Raw genomic sequence first — 15062 nt, 5'->3', positions numbered from 1 at the left:
AGAAGGTAAAAAGGTTAAAGGATGGAAGGTGGAGGGTTAAAGGGTCAATAGCTTAAGCTTTTCTTAATGAAACACGCTAGCGTACCAATAAACTAATGCATCAATGAACGAATGAACTGATGAACCAATGAACCAATGAACCAACTAAACAATCAAGGCATTCAGCTTTTCGTTCAGCATTTTGGCTACTTCGTTAAAATAGCGTTTTTTGCCATAGCCCATTACCCAACGTATGCCACTGCTGGCATTGGTTACGAATACTTCCTCGGCTTCCTTTAAAATTTCCGGACTAATTTGTGCCTCTATCAAGGGCAATTGATGGGTTTTGGCTAACTGCAGCACCACATTGCGCATTACGCCCGCTACGCAACCTTCTGATAGCGCCGGTGTATAGATCTGTTTTTGGTAAACCACAAATACATTCGAGCTCATGCTCTCGCATAAAAACCCGTTTTGGTTTAAAATCAAGGTTTCGTCTAAGCGGTGTTGCTTCTGAAAAAGCGCCGCCATCACATAGAGCAAGGCATTGCTGGTTTTATAATTGGCCAATTTGTTAATGGGCTTGGCAATTTCGTCGTACACATCGATAATCAGTCCCTTTTTGTTCAGTTCATAAAAAGGTCCTTCCAAAGGCATGGCTTCCAATACATAGCCTATCTTGTTGCTTTGCGGAGTGTACAGGCCTTCACCATCGCGGTAAACCGCCAACCTGAAACGCACATTGCCATTAAGCCTGTTCTTTTTGAGCAGTTCGGCTGTTTTTTGTTTCAGGAAATAATCGTCGAGCAAAGCGTAGCCCTCCATTTTTAGAGCCTTCATTCCAGCCCGTAGCCTATCGGCATGCAGAGCCGCAAATTGCAGCTTGCCATTGCACATGCGCATCGACTCGAACAAGCCATCGCCGAACTTAAATGCACGGTTGCTCGCCTTGATGATCGCTTCATCGGCCGCAAAAAATTCATCGTTATGCAAAATGTAGGACGACATCATGGGTTAAGCTTGTTGGGCATAGTTACGCCATTTGGTTAAAACAGCCTCAAAATCAGCCGGCAAAGGGGCTTCAAATTCTAGGTATTTTTGGGTACTCGGGTGGATAAAACCCAAGGTTTGTGCATGCAGGGCCTGACGTGGCATGATTTCAAAGCAATTGGCCACAAACTGTTTGTATTTGTTAAACGTGGTTCCCTTTAAAATCTTGTCGCCACCATAATTGGCATCGCTAAACAGCGGATGGCCGATATGTTGCATGTGCGCCCTAATTTGGTGCGTACGACCTGTTTCCAGCTGGCAACTGATCAGCGTTACATAGCCCAAGCGCTCGAGCACCGTATAATTGGTAACCGACCATTTTCCCTTTTCTTCATCATCATACATGTCCATTACAATCCTGTTCTTCAGGCTTCGGCCAATATAGCCTTCTATCCTGCCATCTTTTTCAATATCGCCCCAGGCCAGGGCCACATATTTACGGGTAATGCTATGGTCGAAAAACTGTTTGGCCAGTTTGGTCATGGTGATTTCGTTCTTGCTGATGAGCAAAAGGCCAGAAGTATCTTTGTCGATGCGATGCACCAATCCGGGTCTGCCGTCGTTGCCAGGCAAGGTAGGCAGCTGCTCAAAATGATAGGCCAAGGCGTTGACCAAAGTACCAGTATAGTTGTTAAAACCAGGGTGTACCACCATGCCGGCAGGTTTGTTCACCACCAGCAAATCGTCGTCTTCATAAACGATATTAAGCGGAATATTTTCTGGATAAACCTCGGTATCGCGTGGCGGATGGGCAAATACGATGGAAATCTCGTCGAAGGGCTTTACTTTATAGCTCGATTTGACTGTTTTCTTGTTCACCAGTACATTGCCCGCATCAATGGCATTCTGAATACGGTTCCGCGAGGCATTCTCTATCCGGTGCATTAAAAACTTGTCAATACGCAACAGCGACTGTCCTTTATCAACAACAATATTAAAATGCTCAAATAGATCCTGCTCTTCTTCCTGCTCAATTTGATGGTTCTCCATGGTGCAAAAATAGGATTAACAATTTGATAATCCCGAAAAAAACAAATTGGCTCGCTATTTGTTGACATACCGTTGTAAAACTGAACTAATAGGCGGGCGCATGAAAAACTTTACTCAAAATGTTAAGATTATTCTAAACTTTTTTCCTTATCTGATTAGAAAGATATACTTTCGGCCTTAAAACCAAACAGATATAGAAAAAAATGAAAACAAAATTAGCTGCGCTTAAGATTTTATTTATCCTAAGCGCATTTTTATTTCCGGTCAGGCTACTGGCCCAGCAAGATGTAGAAGGCTTATTTAAATCGGGCCCCGAAGATGCGACCAAACTCATCAACGCTTACATGAATCCCCTGTTCAAAGGATTGGGTGTAGGCCTCAATTCGGGCTGGAACACTACCGCCAAGAGCAAAGGATTTTTGCGCTTCGACCTACGCATTACCGCTACCGCAGCCTTTGTGCCTACGGCCGATCGCAGCTACGATGTGAATACGCTTGGCCTGCAGAACATCAAACCGGTTACGGGAGGCCCTAGTACAGGCCCTACCGCTTTTGGCAACGACAAGCAAGGCGCCACCATGGAGATATACTCGAACGGAACACCAACCACTCAAACCTTTAAACTGCCACAAGGTACAGGCATCCATTTTGTGCCTTCGCCACAAATACAGCTCACCATGGGCTTGCCTAAAAACATCGATGTGTCTTTGCGTTATGTACCCAAAGTAAAATTGGGTAGCGATGCCGGAAAAATCGACCTATTTGGTGCGGGTGCCAAAGTGGAGCTGTTTCCACTCTTGATGGGCAAAAGCCAAAAGCTGATGCCTTTCGACATTGCCGTTGCCTTGGGCTTTACCCGCCTAAACTACAGCTTGCCGCTGCATGTAAACACCAATGCGCAAAACTCGAACCAAGAGCTCGACATCAAGGTTAACGGTTTCAATAGCGAAGCCATTATCTCTAAAAAAATCTTGTTCTTTACTCCTTTTGCCAGCGTAGGCTACAACAGTTCGTCGTCTAGCCTAAAAGCTTTGGGCAATTACGAGTTTTCTACCCCAACGGTACTCAATCCCAATCAAACTACTACCTATACCGATCCTATTTCCATCAAAAATAACTTGGACGGATTTAGGGCCTCTCTAGGTTTTCAGCTTAATATGGCCTTTTTCAGGATTTACGGTTCTTACACCACGGCCAAATACGACTATGCCAACGTAGGTATAGGCTTTGGTTTTGGCAAATAGCCTAAAATTTTAAAACCTCGATAAAAAAGCTTCTCTTTGGAGGAGCTTTTTTTGTTATGCAGATTTACAGTCCGGTTCAGGCCATTCATTTTGAGCACCTCCATCCAATTTGGGTAAAGCGCGACGACCTGATCGACCCTTATATTTCTGGCAATAAGTGGCGCAAGCTGCAATATATCCTGGCCGATGCCCAGCAACGGGGCCAAAAGCATCTGGTAACCTTTGGCGGCGCTTATTCCAACCATTTGGTGGCTACAGCCGCCGCGGCCTCAAGGCATGGTTTTCAGGCTACGGCATTTGTTCGGGGTGAAGCTGTTGAGAACGAAATGCTCCTGCTCTGCAAACTATTCGGCATGCAGCTGATTTTTGTAGACAGGGAAAGCTACCAAGACAAGCGAAGCCTGTTCGACAAACATTTTTTCCATCAAGAAGATGCCTATTTTATTGACGAAGGCGGAGCCAGTGCCGAAGCCGTAAGGGGCTGCGCAGCCATCATCGATGAACTGCCCCTAGCCTACGACCATATTTTTTGCGCGGCTGGTACGGGCACTACCGCAGCCGGCCTGTTGCAAGGAATTAATGCACAACAGCTCCCCACTCGACTACACGTAGTTCCCGTACTCAAAAACGGCGATTTTATAGCCGATGAGATAGCCAAATACGAATCCAATTTAAACCAGCTAACCCTACATACCGATTACCATTTTGGTGGCTATGCCAAAACCACGCCTCAGCTTTTAAAGTTTATGGCCGCTTTTGTAAGTCAAACGGGCTTGTTGGTAGATCCGGTTTATACCGCTAAGCTGTTCTTTGCCATCAACGATTTGGCCGGTAAAGGTTTCTTCAAAAAAGATGATAAAATATTGGCTATCCACACCGGTGGTTTATTGGGTATTTGGGGTATGCAAGAAAAGCTAACCCAAATGTTGGGCTAGCTTTAAGGTGAGCATTTGTGTTTACTTAATTTTGTTGATGTAGTTAAGTGCCTTTTGCAATTGTGCATCGGTACCTGAAGCAATTTCGGTTGCTGTTGGCTTAAATTCGATATCTGGAATAATGCCTATTCGTTGTGTTTCCTTTCCGTTTGGATAAAAAATGCCATTGCCCGTAAAAACAAACTGATAGCCACCCGGTAAATTCAGTTGCTTTTCGTCGCCATCGGCACCGGCAGTTTGGCTGCCTATAACCACTGTATTTTTGTTAAACTGCCTCAGCATCATGCTAAACCACTCGGCCATGCTTTGTGTGTTTTGACTGGTTAGGATAATGATTTGGCCACTGTACAAATCGCCTATGGGTTTAATGTCTTTGCTCATGAAGGTTTCTACGGCCTCTTCGCTTACAAATGCGCCTGGATTTTGCAAAGCCGAACGATAGTAGCGACCAAAATTAAAAGCGGGTTTGCCCAAGGCCTTGGGCAGGTAATAATAAAACAGTCCGGGAGCCTGTGGGTATTCGCGCATATCGAAAATGATGGCCTTTTTGCTTTTCAGCTGTTTCGAAAAGGTTATTTCAGCCTCTTCATCTTGTGGCAAACTCCTTTCATAAAAGCGCCCTGCCCTGATCAAGGCTATTTGCCCATCTAATTCTTCATAACCTTTCCAAGCCTGTTCAGCATTATACTTTGCCCTGAAATAAGTATTGATCAATTCTACCTGTTTGGAATTGCGCCGTTCCAGCATTTCTAACTGCAGGTTCAACAGGCTGTTGCCTCTCCGCACTTTTACAGCCAAGGTTTTGGCGGGCAAATCGGCAAAAGCGAAAGCCCTTCCCTTATAATCGGTTGATAAATGGCGTTGTTTGATGGCATCGTTCGAGGCAGGCAGCAAGGCACTATGCGCTTTGAGCCATTGCTCACTGCTGATGCCGTTAATGGCCAAAATCTGATCGCCTTTTTTAAGGGCCGAAACCTGGGCCAGCGAATCGTTCAGCATATCTTTCACCACAATTTTCCATTGGCTTACCTCATAGTCGAACGGCGGATAATAAACCAGCTTAAAAATTTGGGGCATGGTTTTCAATTGGTTTAAAATACCGGCCGCATGGGTGTCGTTAATGGCATTTTCGAGCGTCAGCACAGCTTTTTCATAAGTCATTCTCGAATCAACAGCCCTAAACATCGGAATAGATTCGACCAATACAGCTTGCCAATTTTTGCCGATTACATATTTGTAGGGAAACAAATACTCGATAACCGCCCAAGCTTTGGCCAAGGCCAGCAAATTCATAGCTTCATTTTTAAAATCGTAGTCGGCATAAGCAGCTTCGTTGGGCACCAGTCCATCATTTTTTCCCGTTGTAGAAATATAATGGTGCTTGCCACTTGCATTGCGATAATCGATAAGCCGCTGCAATGCCCACTGCAGGTTTTTGGGATAGGCTTTGATCCAACGATTATCCAAATTTTGGTTAAGGTATAAGGATTTGTCAGCCACCGGATCAGGCTTTACCACACCCGCTGTATTTTCCTTTAACAGGGCCAACAGCTGTTCGTTGCAAGATGCTTCGTCTGCTTGGCTTATCGAAGCCATGTTTGTTAGAAAAACCTTGTCGGCATCGAAGCTCCCGGCAATGCCTTGTGGCGATTTATACTTGATCAATCCCCATACCTGGATAAACTTCTGGATGTTTTTGGCTTGTTGAGAGCTTGTTTGCGCTTTCGCCATTAGACTTAAAACCGTAAAGAAAATTAGGAGTTGCTTTTTCATCTGTTTATTTTGTTGTTGATGCCTCAAAGGTGAAAGGTTTGAAACCTCGCCACAAAAGCGATTGACAAGAGGCTAAAACTTGTTGACGACAAGCTTTTTTAGGGCCTAGGCTTAAAGTGTGGATGATTGGGCCTTTTGTCAATGAAATTTGGCCTTTGATATAAACCATTTGACAAACCCATCGTTTTTAGCCTATTTTTAGCACATGAAGAAACAAACCCTCATTTATTTGCACATCGGCTATTGGCTATTGGTGTTCGTACAGGTGCTGTTGGTAGCCTTGGGTACCGGCGTATTGGGCACACAAATTGCGTGGGGTTTGTTTCTACGGATTGTTTTGCCGGTTAAGCTGATCCAAACGGCCTGTGCAGCGGCTTTTTTCTATGTCAATTACCTGTTGCTTATTCCGTTGTTCCTTAAAAAAGGCAACATTTTTAAATACATCGTTTCCCTCGTAGGCGCCATACTTGTTTTTACGCCGCTCTATTATTATCTCGAACAGCATTTTTTCCCCTTAATCGGTTGGAAAAGCTACGAGCTCGACCTCACTTTTTCTTTTGCGGCCATGGTGGTGCTGAGTTCAAACTTCCTCAACATCTTTTTGGCGCTTTTGCTCAGCTATTTGATGGATTGGCGAACCCTGCGTATGGAGAAGGAAATTGCCGAAAAAGAACAGTTCAAAACCGAATTGGCTTTTCTCAAATCGCAGGTTAATCCGCATTACCTGTTCAATACCATTAACGATATTTATGCGCTGGCGCAGCAGCAAAGCGAAGAAGCCCCCGAAGCCCTGCTCAAACTGTCTGAACTTTTACGCTACATGTTGCGCGAAAGCGACGATGCGGATGTGCCCCTAGCCAAGGAAATTGCCTACTTGGAAAATGTAATCGAGTTGCAACGCATGGGGCAAAAAGGAAAATCATTCATCAATTTTAAGGTTACAGGCGAGGTGAAAGATCAAAAAATTGCACCGCTTATTTTAATCAACTTTATCGAAAATGCGTTTAAACATGGTGTTTTTAAGGAGGCGGACGAGCCTATCCAAATTGAATTGAGCATTGCCGACAAACAATTTAGCATGCTTGTCAAAAACAAGATCAATACCTCGCGCAAAGACAAAACCGGAGGCATAGGCTTGGCCAACGTAAAAAGGCGCCTGGCACTGATTTATCCGCAAAGGCACCAACTGCGCATTGACCAACAAAATAGTACCTTTACCATCGACCTTAAAATAGCGCTATGATCCGTTGCCTCATTGTTGATGATAAGCCCCTTGCCATTGATGTATTAAAGCATCATTTAGCCAAAGTGCCCTTTTTGGAACTGGTGCATAGTACCACCGATCCGCTCGAAGCGCTCAACAAGGTAATGGAGGGTGGCATAGACCTGATTTTTCTCGATATTCAGATGCCCGAACTGAGCGGCCTGCAGTTTATGAAGATTGTTGGGACCAAATGTCAGGTTATCCTCACCACGGCCTACAGCGAATATGCCTTGGAAGGATTTGAAAACAACGCGATAGATTATTTGCTGAAACCTGTTTCTTTCGAACGGTTTTATAAAGCCGCCGAAAAGGCCCAATTTGTACTGAAGGCACTCGCAACAGACAGCCAGTCTTCAGCATTAACTGCACCAAGCGAAAAAGAAACAGATCATATTTTTGTGAAGACCGAATACAAATTGGTACGGGTAAATACAGCCGATATTGTTTATGTAGAAGGGATGCAAAACTACATCGTTATTTGTACCCACACTGAAAAGATTACCAGTTTGCAAACCATGAAAAAAACCGAGGAACAGTTGCCTAGCACTCAGTTTTTGAGGGTGCATAAGTCGTTTATCGTAGCGCTAAACAAAATCAGCAGCATTGAACGCAACCGCATTTACATTGCCGATCAGGTTATCGCCCTAGGCGATGTTTACAAGGATGCGTTTTACAAGGCCATCTCCTAGCTTCTGGCTAATAGCCGATAGTCAATGGCTGATGGTTTATAGTTGATGGCCCATAGTTGATGCTCAAACTCGCAAAGCTCTTAATTCCTTAATGGTTTAACCCATCAAACAAACCCATTCTCTGCCTTACTTAGCGGTTAGCAAGCGCGAATCTGCCCAAAAAGTTTTCCACATATGTTTAGTCCGATTTTGCTTTTTGTCTAGAATCATACTTTAAACAGTTTAAACCTAGTTTTTGCCCTTTTTCTCAAAAAAGTGCCCAGATTTGATAATTTGGCACATTTCGTTACTTTTGGACAACACCAAAATATAAATTTTATGTATCAACTTAGTGTAGCGCCAGACCAAGTAACCCAAACTTTGCAGCAACATATCCTAGCCGATGGTTTCGACCTGACCTACGATATGGAGAAAAGCAACGGTGCTTATATTTACGATTCTAAATACAAGCGCCAGCTGCTCGATTTCTTTACCTGTTTCGCATCGGTTCCCTTGGGCTATAATCATCCGAAAATGATTAACGACGAAGCCTTTAAACATAACCTTTTATTGGCGGCGCTGGCCAACCCCTCTAACTCTGATGTTTACACCCAGCAATATGCCGAATTTGTAGCCACTTTTGCCAAAGTTGGCATCCCTTCGTACCTGCCACATGCCTTTTTTATTGCAGGTGGCGCCTTAGCTGTTGAAAATGCCATTAAAGTGGCCATGGACTGGAAAGTGCAGAAAAATTTTGCCAAAGGCTATACCGCAGAAAAGGGATTTAAGGTACTGCATTTTGAAAAAGCGTTTCATGGTCGCTCGGGCTATACCTTGAGCCTAACCAATACTCTGCCCGACAAAACCAAATGGTTTGCCAAATTCGATTGGCCAAGGGTATCGGTACCCCAAGTAAAATTCCCATTAAGCGGCGAAAATCTTCAAACGGCTATTTCAACCGAAGAAATATCAATTGCCCAGGTTAAGCAAGCCTTTGCCGACCATAAAGACGATATCTGCGCCATCATCATCGAGCCTATCCAATCGGAAGGTGGCGACAACCACTTGCGCGAAGAATTTTTAACCCAGCTTCGCCAATTGGCCGACGAAAACGAGGCTTTCCTGATTTTCGACGAGGTGCAAACCGGCGTTGGTCTGACCGGCAAATTCTGGTGCCACGAACATTTTAGTGAGAAAGCAAGACCAGATATTGTTGCTTTTGGCAAAAAAATGCAGGTTTGCGGTATTTTGGTAGGCAAAAAAGTGGAAGAAGTTGAAACCAACGTATTTAAAGTGCCTTCGCGCATCAATTCTACCTGGGGTGGCAATTTGGTAGACATGGTTCGTTCTACGCAAATCCTGAACATTGTACACGACGACCAGCTGTGCAAAAACGCAACCGAAGTTGGTGCTTACCTGAAAGACAGACTGGAGGCTTTGGCTGCCAAACACAGTCAAATGAGCAATGTACGTGGCCGAGGCCTGCTTTGCGCCTTCGATTTCCCGAGCAAGGAAATGCGCAACAGCTTTATCCAAAAAGGCATGGACAACAACGTGATGTTTTTAGGATGTGGCAACCAAACCATTCGTTTCCGTCCCGCTTTATGTATCGAGCCAAAACATATAGACGAGGGTATGGAAGTGATGGAAAAAATATTGCCTCAATTGTAAATTGCCTCGTACGCACCCATAAAAAAGCCCCGGCCAATTGGTCGGGGCTTTACTTTTTTACCTAAATTTATTTTTAAACTACTTTAAAAATTCTAACTCAAATTGGTTCAAGAACGGATTGCCATCCAGACCGTAATCTGGCAGGATCTTGATCTTCATCCAATACAACATATTAGCACCCACGGTAGTTGGTGTTAAAGCGATCGACTTGCCGGTCGCATTTGGGTCGGCAATAACCGAAGCTGGCACATCTGTACCCATTGCTTTCCAGGTATAAGCACCATACAACAACATATCGTAACCTCCTGGCGCTTTATTGGCAATGTAGGCATCGGTGCCTTCATTATTCTGCCAATAACCAATCAGGTTGGCATAATTAGGGTGTTGGGTCACATCTTTCAAGCCTACATTTGCCTTGATGGTAGCCGCATCAAGTGCGGTGTTGAAATACATGAGTTCTGCACCCTGAAAGCTCAATCCGGTACCGCCAGAAAACTGTTTATAGCCAAGCGTTAACTTCTCTGGAGTAGATAAATTTTTATGGTTACTGATGTTGATCGACGTATTTTGGTTTCCGTCAGTATAAATGGTTGCTGTTCTGGTCGTACTATTTACGTATTTCACGGTCATGGTTAAGGTATGCCAGTTGCCATCAAAAACTACGCCTCCAGCACCAATTTCCTGTCTGCCAATACCTGAACCATTGTTGGCACCACCAAAAGAAACGTTCCATTTTTTTGAATCGGTTTGAAACCACATCCACCCTGTTTGTGTAGAACTATTAATGGCAGTACTTTTTGATAAGAAGCCCACATAATAAGTATCCACATTAAATTTAGCTTGCATTTGTACAGTAAAGTCCTTATTTGATCCAGAATCATAAAGACCATTATCATTGTTCACACTCGCGCCAATAGTGGTTCCATTAAACAAAACCGTATTAAAGCCTCTTTTTTTGAGTTCCTCCTGTTTAAGCCTTGGGTTTGAAGCAATGATAAATCCGGACTGCGGATTGGTACTGCTACCGCCATGGTTCGTAGTCACAATAATCAGCCAATCTTCCTTGGCGTAATTCTTTCTGGCTTTTAAGGCCGTTACGATATTGCCTACATACTCGTCGGCTTTTACGATGGCATTCTTATAATTGGCATTGCTGGCCGAAAATCCGCCATTGGCACCCGCCACTTCCACATCTCTAAGGTTGACGAAGATGGCACCTACATTATCCTGTTTGCTCAAGATGTTAACCGTACTATCCTTTACGGCTAAATCTGTACTTACCACTGGAGCAAAATCTGCATTTCTAAGGTAATAGCGAAGATTTGACCAAGGTGTTACCACCGCAGTTTTGGTTGCTTTAAACTGCGTAATGTAGTCTAAAACATTCCTGTACGAAGTTACCGGAGCATGGTCGTCGCCGGTTGGATCGGCCAATCTTTCAAAAGTTTCGGTACCAATTTGGTGCTTAGCGTAGCTTACGCCGGTAGCCATGCTGGCCCATGAAGAGGCATCGGTAGCTATGCCACTTTTTTGCACTTCGTACGAATATTTGGAAGTTTGCTGCAAGGTGGCCACGTTGGTTGGCGCAATAGCTTTAATTTCGCTGCCGGTAACACCATCAATGCTGATGACAAGCACTTTTCGCTGCACGTCGTTAATCGGCTTCAGCTCTTCGAATACAGGTGGTGGATTATCATATTTTTTGCAACCCGCAATAGCCAATACCGAAAGCGAAATACCGGCCAAAAGTGTATAGTTGAAATATTTTTTCATCATTTCGGTTAAGGTTTAATGATATTAAATTCAGACAATGACGTATAGGTATTGGCTGTGGTATATTGATTTTTGATGACCAACTTTACGTACCTAGCGGTTTGAATGCCCGTAGGAAAATTATAGTCGAATTTGGCATTGTTGTTAGGCAAGGTAAATGTTCCCATGGTGGTATAGTTCGTCCCATCTGTACTGATAAACACTTCCATGTCTTTTGCATAAGAATTGCTGTTTTGACGTTGTGTTAACGTTACACCTTTTACCTGGATTGGTAATCTGCCCACTTTTAACACGATATTGATCGGGAAAGCCGTGGCATTGGTTAATGCCGGACTATATTGCGAGTGCCAATAAGTTGCAGTATTGCCATCTAACAGGTTGGCTGGGGAACCTTCTGACGATTGGTTGTTTGAGATGCTCGACACGAAAGGATAAACTATTGGTGGAATTGCACCAGTACCACCTGTTCTGTTCAACGGATTGTAAGTCCAGATCTGCGTAGCCAATACCGGGTATTTAGCCGCAACTTTGTCCCTTACCGGATCGCTTATCAAAATACCCCAAGCATCGAAGAACGAGGCCAAATCGGTTTGGGTATAATCAGACAGCTTTTCGTACACAAAATTGTGCATGGTGATATCGCTGGTGTTTAAGCGTTCGGCGTGTCTGGCCTGCGAATAAAGGTAAGTCATCGCACCATAGCCGTATTTCTCGAAAATCTGTACAAAAGGCGTCATGCGCTTAAACGGATCGTTCATGGCGGCATCCAAATCAAAATTCTTGGTACCGGTTCCGCTGGCATAGGCAATAGCCTGCGGGAAGCCACTCGATACAGCCGGATGCAGGATGTTGTAATCGGCACCAATCCTGTTGGCTACCTTAAAGCTAAACAGGTTGTTAGTGGTTTCGCCCAAAGTGCTCCAGCTCCATACCTTGCCTTGCTGACAGTTATGCCCAAATTCGTGGTAACTGCCCCACATGCCGTTGCTGGTCGAAATTTTCTTCAAGCTCGAAAAGGCACTGAACCATTCGGCATCGTTGGTACCCACAAACGGGAAACCTGAGTGGCCATAGCCAGCCGATAGCTGGATATCCAATACGCCTCTCCAAGCACCCTGCGGACTCCTGTCCCTGATATCGGCGGCATTGTCTGATAAGCCCATCCAACCGTTGTAGTCCAATTCAAATACATCGTTCCATTTGCTCAATACGGCTGTTGGGTTGGTTAAAGGCTCTGATGAGCTGAAAGTAGCTATAACCTTATCCCTAGGCATCAAGAAAATTACGCGCTTGCTCCTAAACTCGAGCCAAGGAACCTGCGATGCTTTAACTTTCGCAACCCAATCGGCATCGATGCTTTGGCCCAGGATAAAATCTGGAGAAACACAGGCACCAGAAATGGTAAACTCTACCGGATTTGGATAGGCAAAGCTCGCATTAATATAAATGGTACCGCCATAAAGGTTACGGATGTAGTTGGTACCCGGATATAATTGCTGACGGGTAAAAATTACAGGATCCCTAAGCAAAGGATATTTGCCTCCCAAGTTATCGGTTTGGCCACCAATTTGAATACCCAAGCCCTGTATGCCAGCTGGAACTACGATTTTTAACAATTCGCCGGGTGCCGCATAGTAGCCTGTACTAAACTGAGGCTGAGGCGCTACGCTGATGCGCAGGTTATCAGAAGTTTGATCGGTAAAGTTAAGATCCAAGGTAAACTTGGCATCTTTTACACGTGGTTCAGACTGGTCTACCAAACCAGGAAACACGCGTGCCTTGGCGTACATCGATTTGTCGATAATCGCCATATTGGTGTCTATTTTGCCGTTGGCTACATTACCTGAACTATCGGTATAGCCATCGGGAATATTGTAGCCGTATTTTTTACAGGCTGTTGTGGCCAATAATAAAATCAGCACAGACAATTTAGTTAAATGATTAAATTTCATCGTATAGCATTTTATTATTTGGTTGAATAATTAACTGTTGGTGCATAAAGCTTGCCCATCAAATTCCATTGCGATGGCACGGCGATGTTCATCCAGTTGTAAATCAGAACAGGAATATCAACACCGTTAGGCACGGCCTGGTAAGCGGCCTGCGAAATTTCTGGAGAGATGTATGGAGAAATATCGCTGAACGATTTCCAGTTTGGCGCGCCTACATAATTGAGGTTGACACCTTTACCAGAGGCTTCCCTGATTACACTTCCTTGATTATCATCACATGGCCAGTAGCCGATCAAATTGCTGTAATATAAATCGGTTGGCTGTTTTACCGTTTTTCTCATGTAAGGGATCAAATCGGCCTCCGGAATGGCAATGTTGTAAATGGCCACGTCTTTGATCAGCACGTTGATGGTTCCGTTTGATTCGGTTGAGTTGATGTGGCCAATGGTAAACGGAACGGTTGGTGCCGACATGTTGGCTGTTCCAAGGTTCAATTCGGCACTCATCTTATCGTCGGTATAAATTTTAGCTTTGCGTGTACCATTGTTATAGATACGCATGGCCAAGGTATGCCAAATACCATCTCTTACCTTATCGCCAGCAATCTGGGTTCCAGTACCCGACACTTTCATGGTCCAGGTATCTCCTGCCGAGAAGAAAACCCAGCCGGTTGTACCGCTACCACTTTTAAAATCGGGTGTTTTTCCAACAAATGGAGGATAAGAGGTTGAAGCGTGGTCCATTCTCACTTTGACCATTACGGTAAATTCGCCGCTTGTACCAAAATCGCCAAGGGTATTGTTGCTGGCCACCGCAGCGGTATAAGCACTGTTGTTACCCGAAAAGTTTGGCGCAAAACCCGAATAAGGCAAGCTGTTGATGTTGGGCTGGTCTACACGCGTAGGACTGAATTTTGGATTATAGAAAGCCAAGTAAGTATTTCTTGAGGCATCATTAAAGATATTAGAGCCTGGCAAACCGCCCGAAACGCTTGCACCACCTTTGTTTGAGGCAATTACAACCAGCCAATTCTCGCCAGCATAAGTGCTTCTTGCCCTTAATGCGGCCAATATCTCTCCAATATAGCCATCTAAAGTAGTAATGGCCGAAGTATAGGCTGCCACACTTTCGGTATAGCCATTTGCTGCGCCTGCGGTTTCTACGCTATGGAATTGGGCCACCAGCATCGATGGGTTATTGGTGGTCAACTCGGCTACCACTGCATCTTTAACCGATTTATCGTCGGCAAAGTTTTGCTTTAAGCTGGCATCCGCTGCCAAGTTATCGTTAAATGCTGCTGTGGAGGCAAAAGAAACTGTTCTGATATTACCCAAACTTTGTTTCAATCGCGTAAAAATAGTTGGCGTATTCTGCACGTTAAGGCCAGCAAAGCTTTCGCTGGTTACGTTGTGCTTGGTATAGTCAACACCGGTAGTCATGGTGGTCCATGCCGCCGCATTGGTAATTGGATTGAGCTGATAATCTGCCAAACCGTCGTAAGAATAAATGGCCTTGCTGGTTACCTGGCTTAGGTTAGGTGGCGCGATAGACCTTACTACCGAGCCGCGCATGCCATCTACAATAATGTAAAGCACTTTTTTAGCATTGTTGCCAATTCCAGCCGTATCGTTCTTAAACTTTTGCGGCAGCACGTTATCGAAATCTTTGTTACAGGCCGCGTTCAGCAAAATGAAACCCAATAGGGATCCCATGCCCAATGTTTTGAAGTTAAAAACCGATTTTATAATTTTTTTCATAACCGT

Annotated in this window: 11 protein-coding genes; 5 read left to right on the top strand and 6 right to left on the bottom strand. The window is 44.4% G+C overall.

Annotated features, from left to right (window positions below; genetic code table 11):
• Positions 1-144: 144 nt before the first annotated feature.
• Both VRU48_RS00350 and VRU48_RS00345 read right to left on the bottom strand, forming a co-directional pair.
• Positions 145-990: an aminotransferase class IV gene (locus VRU48_RS00350; protein WP_330105946.1), complete on the bottom strand. Its 846-nt coding sequence runs from the start codon at positions 988-990 to the stop codon at positions 145-147.
• A gap of 3 nt (positions 991-993) precedes the next feature.
• Entirely contained in the window at positions 994-2019 is a 1026-nt protein-coding gene (locus VRU48_RS00345) for an RluA family pseudouridine synthase (RefSeq protein WP_330105945.1), read from the bottom strand.
• Positions 2020-2222: 203 nt separating this feature from the next.
• Here VRU48_RS00345 and VRU48_RS00340 point away from each other — a divergent pair, with 203 nt between their 5' ends.
• The gene (locus tag VRU48_RS00340; protein WP_330105944.1) at positions 2223-3263 is read left to right on the top strand and encodes a DUF6588 family protein; all 1041 of its coding nucleotides are present in this window, start codon (positions 2223-2225) and stop codon (positions 3261-3263) included.
• A 56-nt stretch (positions 3264-3319) separates the two neighbouring features.
• Positions 3320-4198 (top strand): 1-aminocyclopropane-1-carboxylate deaminase/D-cysteine desulfhydrase, encoded by an 879-nt coding sequence (locus tag VRU48_RS00335; RefSeq protein ID WP_330105943.1) that lies wholly within the window; start codon positions 3320-3322, stop codon positions 4196-4198.
• Positions 4199-4219: 21 nt separating this feature from the next.
• Here VRU48_RS00335 and VRU48_RS00330 read toward each other — a convergent pair whose 3' ends face one another.
• Positions 4220-5971, bottom strand: a complete 1752-nt coding sequence (locus VRU48_RS00330; RefSeq protein ID WP_330105942.1) for a S41 family peptidase — start codon at positions 5969-5971, stop codon at positions 4220-4222.
• Positions 5972-6176: 205 nt separating this feature from the next.
• On the opposite strand from VRU48_RS00330, the gene VRU48_RS00325 reads away from it, so the two are divergent.
• From VRU48_RS00325 to lat, 3 genes are all read left to right on the top strand, one after another.
• Positions 6177-7214 (top strand): sensor histidine kinase, encoded by a 1038-nt coding sequence (locus VRU48_RS00325; protein ID WP_330105941.1) that lies wholly within the window; start codon positions 6177-6179, stop codon positions 7212-7214.
• Positions 7211-7924 (top strand): LytR/AlgR family response regulator transcription factor, encoded by a 714-nt coding sequence (locus VRU48_RS00320; RefSeq protein ID WP_330105940.1) that lies wholly within the window; start codon positions 7211-7213, stop codon positions 7922-7924. The genes VRU48_RS00325 and VRU48_RS00320 overlap by 4 nt, the downstream gene beginning before the upstream one ends.
• A gap of 318 nt (positions 7925-8242) precedes the next feature.
• On the top strand, positions 8243-9574 hold the full coding sequence (gene lat / locus VRU48_RS00315) for an L-lysine 6-transaminase (RefSeq protein ID WP_330105939.1): 1332 nt from the start codon (positions 8243-8245) through the stop codon (positions 9572-9574).
• Between the two features lie 78 nt (positions 9575-9652).
• Here lat and VRU48_RS00310 read toward each other — a convergent pair whose 3' ends face one another.
• The 3 genes from VRU48_RS00310 to VRU48_RS00300 are packed head-to-tail and all read right to left on the bottom strand — an operon-like array spanning position 9653 to position 15056.
• Positions 9653-11350 (bottom strand): alkaline phosphatase family protein, encoded by a 1698-nt coding sequence (locus VRU48_RS00310; RefSeq protein ID WP_330105938.1) that lies wholly within the window; start codon positions 11348-11350, stop codon positions 9653-9655.
• A gap of 5 nt (positions 11351-11355) precedes the next feature.
• On the bottom strand, positions 11356-13299 hold the full coding sequence (locus VRU48_RS00305) for a M60 family metallopeptidase (protein ID WP_330105937.1): 1944 nt from the start codon (positions 13297-13299) through the stop codon (positions 11356-11358).
• A 14-nt stretch (positions 13300-13313) separates the two neighbouring features.
• On the bottom strand, positions 13314-15056 hold the full coding sequence (locus VRU48_RS00300; RefSeq protein WP_330105936.1) for a hypothetical protein: 1743 nt from the start codon (positions 15054-15056) through the stop codon (positions 13314-13316).
• Between the last annotated feature and the right edge of the window lie 6 nt (positions 15057-15062).

Origin of the sequence: Pedobacter albus, from assembly GCF_036324255.1 — a bacterium.
GTDB classification, from domain to species: Bacteria; Bacteroidota; Bacteroidia; order Sphingobacteriales; family Sphingobacteriaceae; genus Pedobacter; species Pedobacter albus.
Note: the sequence above shows the minus strand (reverse complement) of the source record. Positions and strands in the feature narration are given on the sequence as shown.